Origin of the sequence: Bradyrhizobium sp. RD5-C2 (assembly GCF_019972155.1) — a bacterium.
In the GTDB taxonomy this organism is placed as follows: Bacteria; Pseudomonadota; Alphaproteobacteria; order Rhizobiales; family Xanthobacteraceae; genus Bradyrhizobium.
On the sequence record NZ_BOVL01000008.1, the window covers coordinates 128,635 to 146,078 of the forward strand.

The window sequence follows — 17,444 nt, forward strand, 5'->3', positions numbered from 1 at the left end:
AGCAAGCTGGCTGGACCGACAGATCGTCACCCGATCACGGCTCGGGTACTGGGCACTGCGCCTGGAACGCCGCAGGGGCGTTTTCGCCGTCAGGAACTGCCCGGCAGCCGGTCGCCGCCCTCTGCTTTCAGCCGATCGAGGCCCGCGCCGCGCTTTCGCCGGCAACCGTGGCATATTGGACACGAGATGGGCGTCAGCCGAGCCGATTTCCCCAATTGCCCGATTTGCAATCCGCTGAACTTGCTGCCATTTCTTCGGTACGCATCGCTTTGGTGCCATAAAAGGGGCCGTCCGGCTCATGTTGTTGCTTGAGTCGCTTCCGACTGTGATTGGCGCCGCCGCCATCGCGCCCGCCCTGCTGGTGTTGTGGCTCGTGATTGCCGCCGACGAACGCCCCGGACCGCCGGTGCAGGTGTGGCTCGCCTTCGTGCTCGGCGCGGCCAGCATCTCGCTGCTCGGCCTGGCGCGAATTCCGTTCAATGCGCTGCTCGCCATTCCCGACAATCCCTGGGCGACGCAGGCGGTCCGCGCGCTGTTCGGCGTCGCAGCGCCGGAGGAGATCGTCAAGGTTCTCGTCATTGTCGTGATCTCGACGCGCCGACGCGCCTTCGCAGATCCGATGGATACGGTGGTCTATGGCGCGGCCGCGGGCCTCGGATTTGCGGCTTACGAGAACCTCGCCTACCTCGTCCAGCACAAGGACATGTGGCGGGCGCTCGCGGCGTTGCGCAGCGTGCTCACGGTGCCGTTCCACGGCGCCCTCGGCATCATCGCCGGCGCTTACCTCGCGATCGCGCGCTCCGGCGGCGCGCTCGGCGCCTACCGGGGCCACCGCGACTGGGCGCGCATCACCAACTGGACGCTGGTGCTGGTCGCTCCGGTCTTGCTGCACGCAGCATTCGATTTTCCGCTGCTCGCGCTGCAGCGCATTCCTGATCTCAGCTCGACCACGCACCTGCTGCTTGGTTCGGCCAGCGTGCTGATCGGCTTCTCCTCGATCGGCTTCGCAATCCGCCTGGTGCGCCGCCTCGGCAGGCATCATGCCCCGCGCACGGACGTTGCGCGCGAGCGATTGAGCCAGTTGCGGCGGATGTGGGCACTGCTCTTGGTCGGCGGTGGCACCGGCTTTGCCGGGGTCGCCTTCCTGCTCACCTCGCTGCATCACTGGTACGTCAACCCCGAGCGCAATGCGTCGTTCATCCTGGTCCCGATCGGTTTCACCTCGATCCTGATCGGACTGGCGCTGCTGATCGCGACCACTGCCGTCTATTTCCTCGGCCGCAACCGGATGCGGACCGCCGCGGAGGGCTTTCCGTCGGCGCCGGGCCAGAGCTAGGATACGCCGCACGCTCGCAGACTTTGCCGTTGCAGACTCTTTGGTTGCTTTGGAGAGCCGCGATGACCCTGTCCAACGATCTCGGCGGGATGGGCGATCGGCCTCCTGGTCGGTCTCAATCTGATGTTCGGCGGGGCGACGCTGATAGGTATGGCGTTGGCGGCGCGCAACACCTGACGGCCAACTGGCTGCCCTCGCGGATTTTGGGGGTGACAGGCAAAAATCCCTGCGCTATAGAGCCGCCCATGATCACCGTCGCCACCAGCTATTTTTGGTACTTTAGCTACGACAGCTCGCTGGCGGCAGGAGGATCGCGCTCAATCTGAAGAATTGCAGCAAACGTCCAAAACAAGCCGCCAGACCTGGCGGCTTTTTTGTGCCGGCAGGTCCGAAAAATCCAAAGGAGCCAGCCGTGTTGAGTACGACAGACGATCTTCGCATCAAGGAACTGAAAGAGCTGAGTACGCCCGAAGAGGTGATGCGGGAGGTCCCGCGCACCCTGACGGCGACCCGCGTCGTGATGGGCGCCCGCAACGCCATCCACGCGATCCTCAACGGCACCGATGACCGCCTGCTGGTCGTCGTCGGCCCTTGCTCCATCCACGATCCCGCGGCGGCCGTCGATTACGCCGAGCGTCTCGCGACCTTGCGCGAGCAGTTCGCCGACCGCCTCGAGATCGTGATGCGGGTCTATTTCGAGAAGCCGCGCACCACCGTCGGCTGGAAGGGCCTGATCAACGATCCCGACCTCGATAACAGCTTCGACATCAACAAGGGCCTGCGGCTCGCACGCAACGTGCTGTCGGCCGTGAACAATCTCGGCCTGCCGGCCGGCACCGAATTCCTCGATATGACGACGCCGCAATACATCGCCGATCTGGTTTCGTGGGCCGCGATCGGCGCGCGCACCACCGAGAGCCAGATCCATCGCGAGCTGGCGTCCGGCCTGTCCTGCCCGGTCGGCTTCAAGAACAGCACCGACGGTGGCGTGCGGATCGCGGCGGACGCGGTGAAATCGGCGTCGCACCCGCATCACTTCATGGCGGTCACCAAGGGCGGCCGTTCGGCGATCGCTGCGACCAGCGGCAACGAGGACTGCCACGTCATCCTGCGCGGCGGCCGGGCGCCGAACTATGATGCAGCGAGCGTCGATGCGGCCGCCGCCGAGCTCGGCCACGCCGGTGTCGCGCCGCGGCTGATGATCGACACCAGCCACGCCAACAGCAGCAAGAAGCCGGAGAACCAGCCGCTGGTTGCCGCTGACATCGCCCAGCAGGTCGCAAGCGGCGAACAGCGCATCATCGGCGTGATGGTCGAGAGCAACCTTGTCACGGGACGCCAGGACGTCGTGCCGGGCAAGCCGCTGACCTACGGACAGAGCATCACCGACGGCTGCATCGACCTCGCGACGACGGCTGACGTCTTGAAGCAGCTGGCCGATGCCGTCGACGCGAGGCGCAGCGTGCGGCGTGATGGTCTGCAGGAGCGTTCGGCCTGACGCGGCCGGACGGATTGAGTGCTTGCTAGCGGTGCGCACCAGATCGCGCTCCGCTAGCTCTCCGAGGCATTGGCGAGTTGGTACCCGTTCAAGCGCGAGGCGCACAATTGGGGTGCCATACGACGGGTTTAGGGTGTCTAATGGCCGCTGGGCTCTGGATCGGAAAAGGAGTTCCCAATGGGCGTAAACATCGAGCAGAAGAGCTACGAGATGCCCCCGCAGGAGGGGATCAGCATAGCGCAATTTCTCACCGTTGCCGACATCGAGCGATCGGCTCGCTACTACGAAAAGGTTTTCGACGCACGCATTCTGAGCCTCGGAGACGGCAACGCGCCAGGGTACCTTCAGCTCGCAAATATCTGGATGATTTTGAACGTCGGGGGCGGACCCACACCGGACAAGCCGACGGTATCGCTCAGCGTTCCGGACCCGAACCGCATCAACAGTTTCCTGAATATCCGCGTTGCGGACATTCAAGCCTGCTATCACCTATGGAAAGCCCGAGGAGCCGAGTTCATCACGGAGCCGTTGGAGAAGTACGGTGAGTGGCGCTGCTACATCCGTGATCCCGATGGCTATCTTATCGAGGTGGGACAGAGCACCACCCTCAAGTATGGCTAGCCGATCGCCCAGAGTGAGGATTTAGCGCTTTCGAACGGCGCAGGAGGGGGCGCAAAGCTTTGCCCCCACACATTGTCGCGTGATGCCTGTGCCGCTCATGCGTAAATCCGGCACCGTGCCGGCGCTGCTGCTGGCCTAGCAGCCGCGGCAGATGCTCTTGATCTTCTTGTCGAGCGCAGCGTCTTCCTTGTTCGCCGTGCTGTTCGGATCGCTGATATTCTTCTCGTTGCCAACGTCGCCGCGGCGCGGCTGACGATGTCCGACCGGCGCCTCCGGCAGCGGCGCGTTCTTCTGCATGGAGGACGAACCGCCCTGTTGCTGCGCCCATGCCTGGGACGTTCCAACCTGGGGCGCTCCAACCATCATCAGAGCCATCAACAAAACAGTCTTCCGCATCTCGCGTCTCCGCTTCTCAACCCTATTGCGCCCGTTCCGGCACCTCGACGGTAGCACAGTTGCGTCGCCCCTGCGCTGCGCAATCCTGAACCTTCCGTATATCGGCCATCGTGCCAAGGAGCCAGATTCCCGCCGCGACCAGCACCACAAAGAAGCCGAACATCACAGCATTTTCCATGCTGCGGCTGCCCTCGTCGTCGGGCGGCTCCTGCCGTCCGTCCCCGGCCCCGCTCATCGCGGCTCACGGTTGCGGCGGGTAAAGATGAACGTCACCGCAATAATCGACGATACGGTACTGCCGTTCCAGCGGATCTTCACCTTCGCGGGAAGCCGGCTGCGACAAATAGGTCGGGCCGATCGGCGCCTTGCCGTAGCCGCCGGGGATGTCGAGCACGTAATCCGGCTGGCACAGTCCGGAGACGCGCCCGCGCAACGCCCGCATCAATTCCTGCCCGGCTTCGATCGTGGTGCGCAAATGCGCGGTGCCCGGTGCAAGGTCGCCGTGATGCAGATAATAGGGCTTGATCCGGCATTCGACGAAAGCGCGCATCAGCGCCGCGAGCGTCGCAGCATCGTCGTTGACGCCGCGCAGCAGGACGGACTGGCTCACCAGCGGAATGCCGGCGTCGGCAAGGCGCGCGCAGGCGGCACGGGCATTGGCGCCCAGCTCGCGCGGATGGTTGGCGTGGATCGCGATCCAGGTCGTCGCCCCCGCAACCCGCAGCGCCGCGATCATGTCGGGATTGATGCGTCCGGGATCGGCGATCGGTACACGGCTGTGCAGGCGGATGATCTTCACATGATCGATGCCGGCGAGATCGGCCATGATCTCGGACAGCCGGCGCGGCGACAGCATCAAGGGATCGCCGCCGGTCAGGATGACTTCCCAGACTTCTTGATGGGTACGGATGTACTCCAGTCCCGCGCGGTAGGCGTCATCGGACAAGGCCGAGGCCTTGCCCGGCCCGACCATTTCACGCCGGAAACAGAACCGGCAATAGACCGCGCAGACATGGACGAGCTTGAACAACACCCTGTCCGGATAGCGATGCACGATGCCTGCGACCGGCGAATGCGCATCGTCGCCGATCGGATCGGCGTTCTCACCCGGCTGCTCCACGAGCTCGTCAGCGCTCGGGATGAACTGCCGCGCGATCGGGTCGTTGGCGTCGGCCGGATCGATCAACGCCGCGAGCTCCGGCGTCACCGCGACTGCGTAGCGCGCGGCCACCTGTTCGAGCTCAGCAAGTGCTGCGACCGGCACGAGGCCGGCATCGGCCAGCTCGCGCGGCTGGCGCAGCGTTGCCGCCAGTTTCGGATCGATCCCGTTCATGTCTCTCCTGCAGGCGGCGTCCAAACCACCTGGTCAATTCGTGGCGCGCCGCTCGCCAGCATCACCAGCCGGTCGAAGCCGAGCGCGACGCCGCTCGCCTCGGGCATCTGGCCGACGGCGGCAAGGAAATCGTCGTCGAGCGGATAGCGCTCGCCGTAACGGCGGGCCTTCTCGTCCATGGCTACGGTGAAACGATGGCGCTGCTCGGCCGCGTCGGTCAACTCGCCAAAGCCGTTGGCAAGCTCGACCCCGCAGGCATAGACCTCGAACCGCTCGGCGACGCGAGGTTCGCCCGCCCTGGTGCGCGCCAGCGCGGCCTCGGGCGACGGGTATTCGAACAGCACCGTCAGGCGGCCCTGTCCGAGATTGGGCTCGACATGCTCGACCAGCACCTTGCTGAAGATGTCCGACCAGGTGTCGTCATCGGCGATCCGCACCCGCTCGCGCGCGGCTGACGCCAGCGCCGCGCGGTCGCCCTCCCCACCCGAGATCGTCGCCAGCAGGTCGATGCCGGCGAAGCGCTCGAAACCTGCGGCAACCGTCAGCAGCTCCGGCTCGGCAAAGGGGTCGGCGATCTTGCCGCGGAAGGAAAACCGACCAATCCCGGTCGCCTGCGCGGCATGGGCGATCACGACGATCGTGTCGGCCATGATGGCGTCATAACCGGCATTGGCGCGATACCATTCCAGCATGGTGAATTCGGGCAGATGCAGGTCGCCGCGCTCGCGATCGCGGAACACCCGCGCGAACTCGTAGATCTTGGGCTCGCCGGCCGCGAGCAGCTTCTTGCAGGCGAACTCGGGAGAGGTGCGCAGATAGCGTGGCGCCGATGCGCCATCGGCCTGCCTGAGTTCGGTACGGGGGGCGTGCAGATGGGTCTCATTGCCCGGCGAGATCTGCAGGATGGCGGTCTCGACCTCGGCAAAACCCTGCTCCTCGAACCAGGCCCGGAGCGCCCGCGTGATCGCGGTCCGCGCCTGCAGGAACGGCCTGCGGTCGGCGTAGCGCGACGGCGTCCACCAGGGCGATGGCTGGTCATGGGTTGTCATCGGCCGGCCGGCCCTGCGGATGCTGATTCAACATTAGCAAGCCACCGCCCCGAATGAAGAGCCGGGCGCAAATCCTTGATTCCATACAAATACATGGTCGGCACGGCCTTGGTCTCAGTGGAACGCAGCAAAGCGGGTCCCTTCTTGTCGAAAGAAGCCGGCATTGTCCATGTGCAGCCTCGGCTGAACCTCGGCAAGCGGCCCGAATTCGGGCGGCGGGAACGGCCGGCAAACTACCGAATTCGGCCGCAAAAGGCTGGCATCTCAGGGACAAATCAGTATGTTGCAGCCCGAAATCGCCGCCACGGCCGAGGGGCTGCCGGTCCGGTTTGCGCCCCCGCTTCTCAAATTCAGGAAAACACCTTTGAAAGTCATCGCCAGTTCCATCCGCAAGGGCAACATCATCGAGCAGGATGGCAAGCTCTATGTGGTCCTCTCCGCCGAAAACATTCATCCCGGCAAGGGCACCCCCGTCAGCCAGATCGAAATGCGCCGCATCGGCGACGGCGTGAAGGTGTCGGAGCGCTACAAGACCACCGACCAGGTCGAGAAGGCCACCGTCGAGGACCACAACTACAACTACCTCTATGAAGACGCCGACGGCTTCCACTTCATGAACAACGACAACTACGACCAGGTCCAGGTCTCCAAGGAGATCGTCGGTTCGTCGTCGCCGTATTTGCAGGAGAACATGACCGTGAAGCTGTCGATGCACGACGGCAATCCGGTCGCGATCCAGCTGCCGCAGCGCGTGACGCTGGAAGTGGTGGAGACCGAGCCCGTCACCAAGGGGCAGACCGCCTCGTCGTCGTACAAGCCCGCGATGCTGTCCAACGGCATCCGCACCGGCGTGCCGCCGCACGTTGCCACCGGCACGCGCATCGTCGTCATGACCGAGGACGGCTCCTACGTCGAGCGCGCCAAGGATTAAGAGGAAGGATTGAGCAGAAGGATTGAGCGCCGAACGCGCGGTGGCAGTCGTGATGAATCATCACCGCGCATCAGGTTGTTTGTTCAAGCTCAAATTTTCCGGAAAACTGCTACGCACTTTTCCGGAACTTGCTCTAATCTCTTGCGATCAGCCATGAATCGGGGAGTGCAGTGAACAGGAAGGTCGTCAGCTTCATCAGTTGCTGGCTGGCAGCCCTGCTCTTGCCTCCTCCCGGCGCTCATGCCGACGAATTCCGGACGCCCTCGATCTCGGCCATGCGGGTCGAATGGCGCTCCGTGCTCGACCAGCTCCGGCAAGAGATCACCACCCATCCGGCCATCGCCTCCAGCTTCACCTTCGCCGGACAACGCCGCGTCCCGGCCACCGATCCGCGGTCAACGCCCGCGCTGGTGCAGCTGAACGCGGTGACGTCACCGCTGTTCCCCGGCATTGCGCAGAGCCCGATCCCGGTGCTGCTGCCTTTCGACCCCGCAAGCTATCTCGACGCACGACAGAACGGCGCAGCGGCCGGCCTGTCGGTCGCACGCTACCAGGCCGACTTCCGCGCGGCCGATGTCTTCCATGCCGGCGCGTCCGGCTATGACGCGGTGTTCTCGCTCGACCCGGGTGCCGGCGACGGCATGCCGCCGCGGACGTTTGCAAAGCCGGTCGAGGTGCAGATCTCGGGCTCGATTCTGGTCTACGACCTCGCCGACCGGCTCGCCGGCAAGGGCGAACCGGTCAAGACGCTGGCCGCGCAGTTTCCCGACCTGCGCCGCTTCATCCGCGAAGGCTATGTGCGCTACGCCTTCACCCGCTTCGGGGTTCCCTATGTCGTCTCGATCCAGTGCCTCGACAGCGCGCCGCGGCCGAAGCGGCTGGCCTGCCGCGAGGCTTATCCGGTGGCCGAGCGCTTCCTGAAGGCGTTGCGCATCGCCGGCGGGCAACCGTCGCGGCCGCGCAGCGACATCGCCTCCGGCATCGCCGAACGGCCGATGGTCCAATCGGCTGACTTCACCTACCGCCCGAGCGGCGACATCGTCGCAGGCAGCGGCGGCCGCAGGCAGCAGGGTGGCCACGCCGACTTCACGGTGTACTCGCAGATCCGCTTTCCGCTCGACAAGGCGCCGGCCTTCGCGCACTCGCAGTCCTTCGCCAGGCGCAAGGCGGGCGCGACCGTCGACGAGTATCCCTGGCAGGACAATTTCTGCGAGGCGCGCAGCTTCGAGGTCGGCCAATGCGCCAGCGGCTACGGCCATCAGGGCCAGGATATCAGGCCGGGCGCGTGTCCGGCCGACAGCAAGGACGGTTGCGATCCCAGGCAGCAGGCGGTCGTCGCGGTGCGCGACAGTATCGTGATCCGCTCGACGCAGCAGCAGGCCGCGACATTGCAGGTCAACACAAGCACCGAGCACGTCCGCTTCCGCTACATGCACATGAACCCGTCCGTGATGGATGCCGACGGCCTGCTCAACGGACGCCGCCTCAGCGAGGGCGAGAAGATCGGCGTGGTCTCGAACTATCTCGACCATCCCAACGGCACGTCACGGCATCTGCATTTCGACGTGCAGGTGTTCACGCGCGACGGCTGGCTCTGGGTCAATCCCTACACCACGCTGGTGTCGGCCTATGAGCGGCTGATCCGCGGCCGCGGCCGCGAGATCGGACCGGAGCCCGGACCTGCGGCCGCGGTGGCGCACGCCCTGCCCGACGACGTCGTGCATCGCATCGACACCCAGGAAGGCGGCGGCAATTAGCGCGAGCGACGTGGGCACCGGTTCGGGGCGCACTGCCAAAATATCGAAAACAACCCCATGCAAAGTAGCCGACGGCTGCCGCCATCAGGCACGGCAACTTGACACGTCGGGCAACTCAGCGGCATTATTCCATTATTCCGAAATCGTGCAAACGCCGCTCGCCCTTGGGGCCATGGAGAGCCGCGTCTGCCTATTTCTTCCAGGGCGTATCGCCGCGTGCCGCGGCATCGGCGAAGATGCCCTGCTCGTAGTCGATGAAAGCGCGGACCATTGCGCGATATGCGGCTTCCGCAACCTTGGGCGACAGCCCGTCCGCTTCCGCCAGCGCCATCGCCTTCTTCACCACTGCCTCGGCGCGCTCCGGCGCTTCGACCTGCGCGGGGTTGGCCTTGAAGCGGGCGGCTTCATGGACGTAGCGGCCGCGCTCGGCCATCAGGCGCACGATCTCGCGGTCGAGCCGATCGATATTGCTGCGCACCTCGCCGAGCGTCTTGCAGCAGGCGCCGTTGTCGACGATGGGACTGCCCCACAACGCCGGCGCGTTGGTCGCGGGTTCCTCGGCCCACGCCACCGCAGGGATCAGAAGTGTCAACAGAACCACCGGCAATCGCATCGAACGCCTCCCAAAAAGCCGAGCACGACGGGCGATTGTTAAGCCGATTTTATGCGCGGATGGAAGCCACGATGGCGGTGGAGCGACCGCGGCTCCCATTGCGAAGCTGATCGATGCGATCAGCCTATCTCCATTCCAGCCAACACTTCACCGACCTTCTTCTGGGCATCAGGAGGCAGTGGCAGGATCGGACGCGGAGGCTCGGCCGCACAGATCCCTCTGAGATTCGCGATCGCGTAGGCGACCCGCACGCTCGAGAATGTCTTGAGCAACTGCCAGATCGGTTGCAGGTGCGCGTCAAGCTGCCGCGCCCTGGCGGCATCTCCACTTGCCACAGCACGGGCGATGTCAACACAAACCCTGGGAAAAACTCCTGCGAGCACGCTGTACCAGGTCTCGCCCCCCGCCAGCAGCGCCTCGGTGCAATTCCAGTCGGCACTGTAACCCAACGAAAAGCCGCTCGGTACGACGGCGCGCAATTCGGCGATATGGCCCGGCACTGCGGCAGCGTCCAGCGCGGGACTCTTCACCGCCACGATTCCTGCAACGTGACTCAAGCGGCCGACCAAGGCCGGCGTGAATCGAAAGTGCGTCGTGCCCGGATTGTCGTAGATGCAGATCGGCAATCCGCTTTCACGCGCCACCGTTTGAAAGTGCTCGAAGACCTCGTCATCGGTCAGCGGCGTATAGGAGACCGGCGCCAGCAGGCCTGCCGCCGCGCCGGCATCCCGTGCATCCTGCGCAAGCTTCACCGCATCATCGGTGCGCAGCGCGCCGACGCCGACCAGGAGCGGCGTCTTGCCATCGGCGAGCGCGGCAGCCACCTGCACGGCACGCCGTCGCTCGTCGCGGCTGAAATACGGATATGAACCGGTGCTTCCGAGCAGCCCGATCGAATCCACCTTGGCCGCAATCAAGGGCTCCAGCAAGGCGCGAAGCGCTCCCGCGTCGACCTGCCCATCCCTGTTCGAGGGCGTGATCGGGAAGGCGGAAAGCCCCTTGAGATTGACCATCGGTTGCTCCTATCTGGTGACCGCCGCACGAGCGGCGAAATCGCATCGCGGTCGTCACCGCCGCGCTATCAATCACCGCGCCCAATTCTGCTTGCAAGGTCCAGTTTGCTGTGGACTTCACAGCAAACTGGCCCAGTGCGCGGTGGCGCTGCGGTCTCTGGAATTGGGCCGGCGTCGATCGGAATTGCCGGTGGCTATTCCAGCATCGTGGTCAGCTGTGCGCCTTCGTCCGCGACGAACACCGCGATCAGTTCCGCCGGCTCCGTGGTGCTGGCATTGGCCGAGACCATGTGGGTCGAGCCCGGCGGCTCGAAGAAGGACTGGCCGACCTTGAAGGTCTCGACCGGCCCCCCGCCGAGCTGGGAACGGATCTCGCCCTTGGTGATGTAGGCCGTCACCGTACCCGAATGGCGGTGCGGCGGCGTGAAGCCGCCGGGACCGTAGAACACGCGCACGACGGTGACACGCTTGCCCGGCACGTTGGGCAGCGCGTGCGAGGTGATGACCTCGACCTTGTCGAGCGGCGACGCCGCGTTGGCACTCGCACAGAGTGGTGCGATCACAGCGGCGATCGCATCCATCGGGGTCGGCAAGGCCTTGCCGATTACGAAAGCTGACGCCAGCCCCGCAATCACGGCCAGCCAGACCGCCCGCGGCGGCCGCGCGTATGAAAGAGATGGTGTCATCGCTATCGAGGTCATCGGTCGTTCTCCCTGTCAATTGCTGTTTGTTCAGTCTCACGAAGCTGCCGCGGCCGCCCGCTGCCGGCGCGGCGGCGGCGTCCAGCGATAGGCGGCGCCGAACCGGTTCCAGACATTGATCGAAGCGATCGCCGAGGTCAGGTAGGTCAGCTCCTTTTCGGAGAATTCGGCGGCGGCCTCGGCATAGACCGCGTCGCTGACGCCGTTCGGCATAGTCGTCAGCGCTTCGGTCCAGGCCAGCGCCGCGCGCTCGCGCGCCGAGAACTGCGGCGCCTCGCGCCACACCACGACGAGGTTGAGCTTGTCGACGGGTACGCCGAGGCTCTCGCCCTGCATGATGTGATACTGCACGCAGAAGGCGCAGCCGTTGATCTGCGAGGCGCGCAGCTTGACCAGTTCGAGCAGCTGCTTGTCGAGACCGGCCTTCGCCGCGAACTGGCCGAGGTCACGCACGACGGCGAAGACATCGGGGGCGAGCTTCTCGAAGTCGGTATATTCCTTGCGGGCATGTGACATTGGCGTGGCCTCATGTTATCAGTATACTGACATATTATCAGAGCTCTGATATGGAGCAAGACGCAGACATTCGCGAAGGCAACATGGCGGGAATGCAGAAACGAGGGAAATCCGGTGCCGCCGAGCGGCGGCAGGCGGGGAAAGCGGCGGCGCGCAAGGCAGCGATCGGGACAGGATCGGCCGCAGACGCCCCGCCCGCCTCCGCCGTCCCGCCGCCCGGCGAAGGCAAGCGGGGCGAACAGGGCTATCTCGCCTACCTGCTGCGTCAGGCGCATGCGGCCTCACGGCTGTCGATGGAGCGCGAGCTGGCGGGCCTCGGCGTCACCTCCCCGCAATTCGTCGTGCTGACAATGCTGAAGGCCTATCCGGGGCTCTCGGGCGCCGATCTGGCCCGGGTCGCGCTGCTGACGCCACAGACCGTGAGCGTGATCATCCGCAACCTCGAGCGCGACGGCGCGATCCGCAAGACACCGCATCCGGTCCACGGCCGGGTGCTGCAATGGACGCTGACCGGCCATGGAACCACGCTCTTGGAGAAATGCCGGCATATCGCCCAGGCCCAGGAGCGCAGGCTCGCCACCGGCCTCGATAGCAAGTCGGAGCAGATGGTCCGGCAATGGCTGTCAAAAATCGCCACAGATTTGCAGGATACATAGCTCCTGCGGCGGCGTGGCTTTTGGCTCACCCGATCGGCGCCGCTACACTGGCCGAATGAAACAGCCTGATTCTTTGAAATTCCCTGCCCGCCGCGCCGTCCTGAAGGCGGCGCTCGCGGCTGGCATGACGCTCGGCACGCGGCTCGGCGCGTTGGCGGCCGCGCCTCCGGGATTCGACCAGTGGCGCGACAATTTTCGCGCCCGCGCACTGGCAAAGGGCGTTTCGGAGGCGACCTGGAATCGCTGCATGGCGCCGGTCGAGCCCGACATGAGCGTGTTCAAGCAGATGCGCAACCAGCCCGAATTCCACGAGCAGATCTGGCAGTACATCAACCGCCGCGTCTCCGACTGGCGGGTCATCCACGGCCGCGAGGCTCTAAAGAAGAACGAGGCGCTGTTCGCGCGGATCGAGCGCGACTTCGGCGTCGAGCGCGGCACGCTGCTCGCGCTGTGGGGCGTCGAATCAGCCTATGGCGATCCGCTGGTGCAGCAGAACCACATGACACCGGTGTTTCCCTCGCTTGCCGCGCTCGCCTGGAACGAGCCGCGCCGCAAGGCCTATTGGGAGACCGAGCTGATCAACGCGATGAAGATCGTGCAGCGCGGCTGGAGCACGCCGGCCGAGATGAACGGCTCCTGGGCCGGCGCGATGGGCCATTCGCAGTGGATGCCGGAAGTCTGGCTCAATGTCGGCTTCGACTATGACGGCGACGGCAAGGTCTCGCCGTTCGGCCGCCCCGACGACGCGCTGGGTTCGACTGCGAAATATCTCGTCAATCGCGGCAAATGGCATCGTGGCGAGCACTGGGGCTACGAGGTCCGTGCGCCCGGCGGCGGCGCCGGCGGCAGCCGCACCTACGCGGCCTGGGCCAGCGCCGGCGTGACCCGCGCCGACGGCCAGCCGTTCCCGCAGCCGAACGCGTCGGCGCAGCTCTGGATCCCGGTCGCGGGCGGTCCCGCTTTCCTGCTCGGCCCGAACTTCAATTCGGTGAAGAGCTACAATCCGTCGATGAACTATGCGCTGGCGATCTGCCATCTCGGCGACCGCTGTCTCGGCGGACCGCCCTTCATCCAGCCGTTCCCGGGCTCGGAGCGCGCGCTGACGCTCGCCGAGGTGCAGGAGATGCAGACGAGGCTGACCAAGGCGGGCTTCGACACCGGCGGCACCGACGGCCGCGTCGGCAACGACACCATGCAGGCGATCAAGGATTTCCAGACCAAGACAGGCCTGTTGCCCGCTGACGGGTACGGCGGGCTCAAGGTGTTGGCGCGGTTACGTCAAGGCGGTTAGCCAGCCACTGTCATTGCGAGGAGCTCGCGACAAAATTGCGAAGCAATTTTGCGCTGAAGCGACGAAGCAATCTATCAGTACGCTTGCGGCACCATGGATTGCTTCGCTTCGCTCGCAATGACGGAAATCAGTTCGGTTGCCGCACCACGCCGCCGGCATTCATGCCGCCGTCGATCACGAGCTCGGTGCCGGTGACGTAACGCGACGCGTCCGAGGCGAGATAGAGCACGCCCTGCGCGATCTCGATCGCCTGCCCGGCGCGGCCGAGCGGCGTTGCAAACCTTGCGCGCTCCTCCGGATCGATCGGAGCGTTCTGGCCGGCGCCCGTCGCGCCGGTCGGGATCTTGCCCCAGATCGGCGTGTCGATGATGCCGGGATGCACGGAGTTGACGCGGATGCCGTCGTTCACCTGCGCGCATTCCATCGCGATCGACTTGGCGAACAGCCGTACCGCGCCCTTGGTCGCGCTGTAGCCGGAGAGCGTCGCTGCACCGCGCAGGCCAGCCAGCGACGACATCATGATGATCGAGCCGCCGCCAGTTTTACGCATCAGCGGCAGCGAATGCTTCACCGACAGGAACACGCCGTCGATATTGATGGCGGTCTGCCGGCGCCAGTCTGCAAGCGACATCTCGACGATCGACGGCGCCCCGATGCCGATGCCTGCGTTGGAGACCATGATGTCGAGGCGGCCATAGCGCTTGCCGATCTCGGCGACGACCTCGATCCAGCGCTCCTCGCTGGTGACATCCTGCGGCAGGAAGACCACCTCGCGACCAGCCTTCTTGAGCCGCGCGGCGAGCTCAGGGCCCCTCAACTCGTCGATATCGGTCGCAATGACCGTCGCGCCTTCCTGCGCGAACAATTCGACGATGGCCTCGCCGATACCCGACGCGCCGCCGGTCACCAGCGCGACCTTGCCTTCAACCTGTCCTGCCATGTTCACTCCCGACGTTTCTTATCTGATCACCGCCGGGCCCTGATCCGGTACCGCGACGTCGAGCACACGGAATTGCACACGTTCGGTGCCTTGCCAACGGTCGACTGCAAGAGAGCCCGCCACGTGCAATTGCTGGCCGCGATTTTGCGTCAAGGCGCTGCCGAGCTTCTGTCCGACCGAGCGGAATGCGATACCGTTGACGATGGAACCGTCGCCGGACTTGAAGCGCAGTCGCAGATGCGCCTGCCCGACCTCGTCGGCATAGACGAGTTGATGCGACGGCAGCGCGATCACCGGCTCCGGATTGGCGGCACCGAACGGACCTGCGCGATTGAGCGTCGCGGCGAATTCCGGCGTCACCGCGCGCGCAGTGACTGCGCCATCGATGAACAGCTCGTTCTCGTGGCGCGAGTTGGCGACGTCGGCGGCCAGCGCGCTCTCCATGTAGGCGCGGAATTCGGCGAGCTTCTCCTTGCGCAGCGTGACGCCGGCGGCCATCGCGTGCCCGCCGCCTTTCATCAACAGACCGTCGTGCACCGCCTGCCGTACGGCCTTGCCGATATCGACGCCGCCGATCGAGCGGCCCGATCCGGTGCCGATGCCGCCCGGCTCGAGCGCGATCGCAAAGGCCGGCCGCGCAAACTTCTCCTTCAGCCGTGCCGCGACCAGCCCGACCACGCCGGGGTGCCAGCCTTCCGCCGCGGTGACGATGACAGCGCCTTTGTCTTCGAGCCCGAGCGAGGCCAGCGCCTCGGCTTCGGCCTGCGCCTCGGCCGCCTGCTCGATCACCCGCCGCTCGGCATTGAGGCGATCGAGCTCGGCCGCGATCCGCGCGGCCTCCGAGACATCGCCTTCGAGCAGCAGCCGCACGCCGAGATCGGCGCGCCCGATGCGGCCGCCGGCATTGATGCGCGGCCCCAGCATGAAGCCGAGATGCCAGGCCTCCGGCGGGCCATTGAGCCGCGCCACATCCATCAGCGCGGTATGGCCGACATGGTCGCGGCGGCGCATCGCGATCAGGCCCTTGGCGACGAAGGCCCGGTTCAGCCCGATCAGCGGCGCGACGTCGGCGACGGTGCCGAGCGCGACGTGATGCAGCACGCTGAGCAGATCCGGCTCCGGCATCTCGCCCGTCCAGAAGCCGCGCCGGCGCAGCTCCCGGTTCACCGCGACCAATGTGACGAACACCAGGCCGACGGCCGCGAGGTGGCCGAGGCCCGAGAGATCGTCGGGCCGGTTCGGATTCACCAGCGCGTCGACCTCGGGCAACTCATCGCCGGTCTGGTGATGATCGATCACGACCACCGACATGCCGAGCTTCTTGGCTTCCGCCAGCGGCTCGATGCTGGTGGTGCCGCAGTCGACGGTGACGAGCAGCGTCGCGCCCTTCGCCGCCAGCGCGCGGACGGCGTCGACGTTCGGCCCATAGCCCTCGAAGATGCGGTCGGGAATGTGGATCAGCGGGTCCAGCCCGCAATGGCGCAGATGCCAGGTCAGCAGCGCCGCCGAGGTCGCGCCGTCGACGTCGTAGTCGCCGAAGATCGCGACCTTCTCGCCACGCACCGCGGCATCCGCGATCCGCTTGGCCGCATGCTCCATCTCGGTGACGGTGTGCGGATCCGGCATCAGCTTGCGGATGGTCGGGTCGAGGAAGTCGGCAACCTCGTCGATCGCGACGTCGCGCCCGGCCAACACCCGCGCCAGCATTTCCGGCAGATTGTGCCGCTGCACGATCGCGAGCGCCCGCGCCGCCCCGCGCGCATCCAGCCGGTCGCGCCACAGCTTTCCGGTCAGCGACCGCGCCACGCCAAGGAACGCCTGTGGCGCCTCGACGGGCAGTGCGGATGCGTGCAGCGTCATGATTCCCTTCCGATCAAGCGGGAATCGTAGCGCCTCAGTGAATCCCAAGCCAGTTCTAGCAGCCCATCCGGGTGGCGATTTCCCCGAAATCCTTGGCCACAATGTCCCAGTTGCCGGTAGCCTCGAAATCGACTTTCTGCAACGGGCCGTATTCGGTCGGCCGTGCGACGAACGCCGTCTTCAGGCCGTGCTTCTGCGCGTGCTTCAGGTCGTAATTGTGCGCGGCCACCATCATCACCTGCTCCGGCGGCAGGCAAAGCAGCTTTGCCGCGCCGAGATAGGTTTCCGGATCGGGCTTGTAGTGCTCGAACAGCTCGGCCGACATCACGAGGTCCCAGGGCAGGCCTGCGAACTTCGCCATGTTGGTGAGCAGCGCGACGTTGCCGTTCGACAGCGGCGAGATGATGTATCTGGTCTTGAGCCGGGTCAGGCCGGCGACGCTGTCGGGCCAGCCGTGCAGCCGATGCCAACCCAGCGTCAGATGCTGGAGGTCGGCCTCGGTGAGGCCCTTCACGTCGAATTGCGCGACCAGCTTCTCCAGCGAGCGGCGGTGCAGCACGTCGAGGATGACGTAGCCGTTCTGCGGATTCTTGCGCACCTCGTCCATCGAGGCCGCATAGACCGCGCGCCAGCCGTCAACCAGCGCGGTCCAATCGGCCTTGATGCCGCGCTTCTCTCCCCATGTCGTGAAATCGTTGATCAGGCTGGTGCGCCAGTCGACCACGGTTCCGAACACGTCGAACACCAGTGCCTTCACTCCCGCAAGATCGGATGTCATATTTCATTGCTCCAATTTGCATATCGTTCTTGGCCCGGCCGCACGCGCCGAACGTCCCCATATAGCGTTGCTTGACGTGAATATCCATCGCACGACAACATAGGCGGGTTGCTCGGCCGTTCCGCTCCGCAAGAATTGTCGAACCTTCCCGTGCG

Annotated in this window: 18 protein-coding genes and 1 pseudogene; 8 read left to right on the forward strand and 11 right to left on the reverse strand. The window is 65.5% G+C overall.

The genetic code is table 11. From position 1 onward, the window contains the following. Positions 1-298 precede the first annotated feature (298 nt). The 4 genes and pseudogenes from BraRD5C2_RS08335 to BraRD5C2_RS08350 all read left to right on the forward strand — a co-directional run bounded on the left by BraRD5C2_RS08335 (position 299) and on the right by BraRD5C2_RS08350 (position 3,455). Positions 299-1,336, forward strand: a complete 1,038-nt coding sequence (locus tag BraRD5C2_RS08335; RefSeq protein WP_223967807.1) for a PrsW family glutamic-type intramembrane protease — start codon at positions 299-301, stop codon at positions 1,334-1,336. An 81-nt stretch (positions 1,337-1,417) separates the two neighbouring features. Beyond that, positions 1,418-1,513 (forward strand): annotated as a pseudogene (locus tag BraRD5C2_RS08340) (HdeD family acid-resistance protein); the annotation flags it as partial. A 235-nt stretch (positions 1,514-1,748) separates the two neighbouring features. Beyond that, positions 1,749-2,834: a 3-deoxy-7-phosphoheptulonate synthase gene (locus BraRD5C2_RS08345; protein WP_223967808.1), complete on the forward strand. Its 1,086-nt coding sequence runs from the start codon at positions 1,749-1,751 to the stop codon at positions 2,832-2,834. A 177-nt stretch (positions 2,835-3,011) separates the two neighbouring features. After that, on the forward strand, positions 3,012-3,455 hold the full coding sequence (locus BraRD5C2_RS08350; protein ID WP_223967809.1) for a VOC family protein: 444 nt from the start codon (positions 3,012-3,014) through the stop codon (positions 3,453-3,455). Positions 3,456-3,590: 135 nt separating this feature from the next. Here BraRD5C2_RS08350 and BraRD5C2_RS08355 read toward each other — a convergent pair whose 3' ends face one another. The 4 genes from BraRD5C2_RS08355 to epmA are packed head-to-tail and all read right to left on the reverse strand — an operon-like array spanning position 3,591 to position 6,233. Continuing rightward, on the reverse strand, positions 3,591-3,851 hold the full coding sequence (locus tag BraRD5C2_RS08355; RefSeq protein WP_092113899.1) for a hypothetical protein: 261 nt from the start codon (positions 3,849-3,851) through the stop codon (positions 3,591-3,593). Between the two features lie 22 nt (positions 3,852-3,873). Beyond that, positions 3,874-4,086, reverse strand: coding sequence for a hypothetical protein (locus BraRD5C2_RS08360; RefSeq protein WP_223967810.1), 213 nt, complete (start codon positions 4,084-4,086; stop codon positions 3,874-3,876). A gap of 6 nt (positions 4,087-4,092) precedes the next feature. Then, positions 4,093-5,184, reverse strand: a complete 1,092-nt coding sequence (locus tag BraRD5C2_RS08365) for a lysine-2,3-aminomutase-like protein (RefSeq protein WP_223967811.1) — start codon at positions 5,182-5,184, stop codon at positions 4,093-4,095. Next, positions 5,181-6,233, reverse strand: coding sequence for an EF-P lysine aminoacylase EpmA (epmA, locus tag BraRD5C2_RS08370; protein ID WP_223967812.1), 1,053 nt, complete (start codon positions 6,231-6,233; stop codon positions 5,181-5,183). The genes BraRD5C2_RS08365 and epmA overlap by 4 nt, the downstream gene beginning before the upstream one ends. A gap of 364 nt (positions 6,234-6,597) precedes the next feature. On the opposite strand from epmA, the gene efp reads away from it, so the two are divergent. Together efp and BraRD5C2_RS08380 are read left to right on the forward strand one after the other, a co-directional pair. Then, a complete protein-coding gene (gene efp, locus BraRD5C2_RS08375; protein ID WP_223967813.1) occupies positions 6,598-7,164 on the forward strand; it encodes an elongation factor P in 567 nt (188 codons plus the stop codon). Between the two features lie 170 nt (positions 7,165-7,334). Continuing rightward, positions 7,335-8,921 (forward strand): M23 family peptidase, encoded by a 1,587-nt coding sequence (locus BraRD5C2_RS08380; RefSeq protein ID WP_223967814.1) that lies wholly within the window; start codon positions 7,335-7,337, stop codon positions 8,919-8,921. Positions 8,922-9,111: 190 nt separating this feature from the next. Here the strand turns inward: BraRD5C2_RS08380 and BraRD5C2_RS08385 are convergent, their stop codons facing one another. The 4 genes from BraRD5C2_RS08385 to BraRD5C2_RS08400 form a co-directional block, all read right to left on the reverse strand. After that, positions 9,112-9,534: a chorismate mutase gene (locus BraRD5C2_RS08385; protein WP_223967815.1), complete on the reverse strand. Its 423-nt coding sequence runs from the start codon at positions 9,532-9,534 to the stop codon at positions 9,112-9,114. Between the two features lie 119 nt (positions 9,535-9,653). Then, on the reverse strand, positions 9,654-10,547 hold the full coding sequence (locus tag BraRD5C2_RS08390; RefSeq protein WP_223967816.1) for a dihydrodipicolinate synthase family protein: 894 nt from the start codon (positions 10,545-10,547) through the stop codon (positions 9,654-9,656). 194 nt (positions 10,548-10,741) lie between these two features. Further along, the gene (locus tag BraRD5C2_RS08395) at positions 10,742-11,248 is read right to left on the reverse strand and encodes a cupin domain-containing protein (protein ID WP_223967817.1); all 507 of its coding nucleotides are present in this window, start codon (positions 11,246-11,248) and stop codon (positions 10,742-10,744) included. Positions 11,249-11,284: 36 nt separating this feature from the next. After that, complete coding sequence (locus tag BraRD5C2_RS08400) at positions 11,285-11,764, reverse strand: carboxymuconolactone decarboxylase family protein (protein ID WP_223967818.1); 480 nt, start codon at positions 11,762-11,764, stop codon at positions 11,285-11,287. Between the two features lie 83 nt (positions 11,765-11,847). Here BraRD5C2_RS08400 and BraRD5C2_RS08405 point away from each other — a divergent pair, with 83 nt between their 5' ends. After that, entirely contained in the window at positions 11,848-12,420 is a 573-nt protein-coding gene (locus BraRD5C2_RS08405) for a MarR family winged helix-turn-helix transcriptional regulator (RefSeq protein ID WP_223968050.1), read from the forward strand. Positions 12,421-12,475: 55 nt separating this feature from the next. Next, on the forward strand, positions 12,476-13,711 hold the full coding sequence (locus BraRD5C2_RS08410) for a lytic murein transglycosylase (protein WP_223967819.1): 1,236 nt from the start codon (positions 12,476-12,478) through the stop codon (positions 13,709-13,711). Positions 13,712-13,838: 127 nt separating this feature from the next. Here the strand turns inward: BraRD5C2_RS08410 and BraRD5C2_RS08415 are convergent, their stop codons facing one another. The 3 genes from BraRD5C2_RS08415 to BraRD5C2_RS08425 are packed head-to-tail and all read right to left on the reverse strand — an operon-like array spanning position 13,839 to position 17,289. Continuing rightward, complete coding sequence (locus tag BraRD5C2_RS08415; RefSeq protein ID WP_223967820.1) at positions 13,839-14,651, reverse strand: SDR family NAD(P)-dependent oxidoreductase; 813 nt, start codon at positions 14,649-14,651, stop codon at positions 13,839-13,841. Positions 14,652-14,669: 18 nt separating this feature from the next. Beyond that, positions 14,670-16,511, reverse strand: coding sequence for a single-stranded-DNA-specific exonuclease RecJ (gene recJ / locus BraRD5C2_RS08420; RefSeq protein ID WP_223967821.1), 1,842 nt, complete (start codon positions 16,509-16,511; stop codon positions 14,670-14,672). A 55-nt stretch (positions 16,512-16,566) separates the two neighbouring features. Next, the gene (locus BraRD5C2_RS08425) at positions 16,567-17,289 is read right to left on the reverse strand and encodes a haloacid dehalogenase type II (RefSeq protein WP_223967822.1); all 723 of its coding nucleotides are present in this window, start codon (positions 17,287-17,289) and stop codon (positions 16,567-16,569) included. Between the last annotated feature and the right edge of the window lie 155 nt (positions 17,290-17,444).

Excerpts from the sequence above, each read along its gene's own strand:
- BraRD5C2_RS08400 (WP_223967818.1), bottom strand. The coding sequence starts at position 11,764 with ATGTCACATGCCCGCAAGGAATATACCGACTTCGAGAAGCTCGCCCCC.
- BraRD5C2_RS08355 (WP_092113899.1), bottom strand. The coding sequence starts at position 3,851 with ATGCGGAAGACTGTTTTGTTGATGGCTCTGATGATGGTTGGAGCGCCC.
- BraRD5C2_RS08405 (WP_223968050.1), top strand. The coding sequence starts at position 11,848 with ATGGCGGGAATGCAGAAACGAGGGAAATCCGGTGCCGCCGAGCGGCGG.
- BraRD5C2_RS08365 (WP_223967811.1), bottom strand. The coding sequence starts at position 5,184 with ATGAACGGGATCGATCCGAAACTGGCGGCAACGCTGCGCCAGCCGCGC.
- BraRD5C2_RS08425 (WP_223967822.1), bottom strand. The coding sequence starts at position 17,289 with ATGACATCCGATCTTGCGGGAGTGAAGGCACTGGTGTTCGACGTGTTC.
- BraRD5C2_RS08410 (WP_223967819.1), top strand. The coding sequence starts at position 12,476 with ATGAAACAGCCTGATTCTTTGAAATTCCCTGCCCGCCGCGCCGTCCTG.
- BraRD5C2_RS08390 (WP_223967816.1), bottom strand. The coding sequence starts at position 10,547 with ATGGTCAATCTCAAGGGGCTTTCCGCCTTCCCGATCACGCCCTCGAAC.
- epmA (WP_223967812.1), bottom strand. The coding sequence starts at position 6,233 with ATGACAACCCATGACCAGCCATCGCCCTGGTGGACGCCGTCGCGCTAC.
- BraRD5C2_RS08350 (WP_223967809.1), top strand. The coding sequence starts at position 3,012 with ATGGGCGTAAACATCGAGCAGAAGAGCTACGAGATGCCCCCGCAGGAG.
- BraRD5C2_RS08395 (WP_223967817.1), bottom strand. The coding sequence starts at position 11,248 with ATGACCTCGATAGCGATGACACCATCTCTTTCATACGCGCGGCCGCCG.
- BraRD5C2_RS08335 (WP_223967807.1), top strand. The coding sequence starts at position 299 with ATGTTGTTGCTTGAGTCGCTTCCGACTGTGATTGGCGCCGCCGCCATC.
- BraRD5C2_RS08360 (WP_223967810.1), bottom strand. The coding sequence starts at position 4,086 with ATGAGCGGGGCCGGGGACGGACGGCAGGAGCCGCCCGACGACGAGGGC.
- BraRD5C2_RS08385 (WP_223967815.1), bottom strand. The coding sequence starts at position 9,534 with ATGCGATTGCCGGTGGTTCTGTTGACACTTCTGATCCCTGCGGTGGCG.
- BraRD5C2_RS08415 (WP_223967820.1), bottom strand. The coding sequence starts at position 14,651 with ATGGCAGGACAGGTTGAAGGCAAGGTCGCGCTGGTGACCGGCGGCGCG.
- recJ (WP_223967821.1), bottom strand. The coding sequence starts at position 16,511 with ATGACGCTGCACGCATCCGCACTGCCCGTCGAGGCGCCACAGGCGTTC.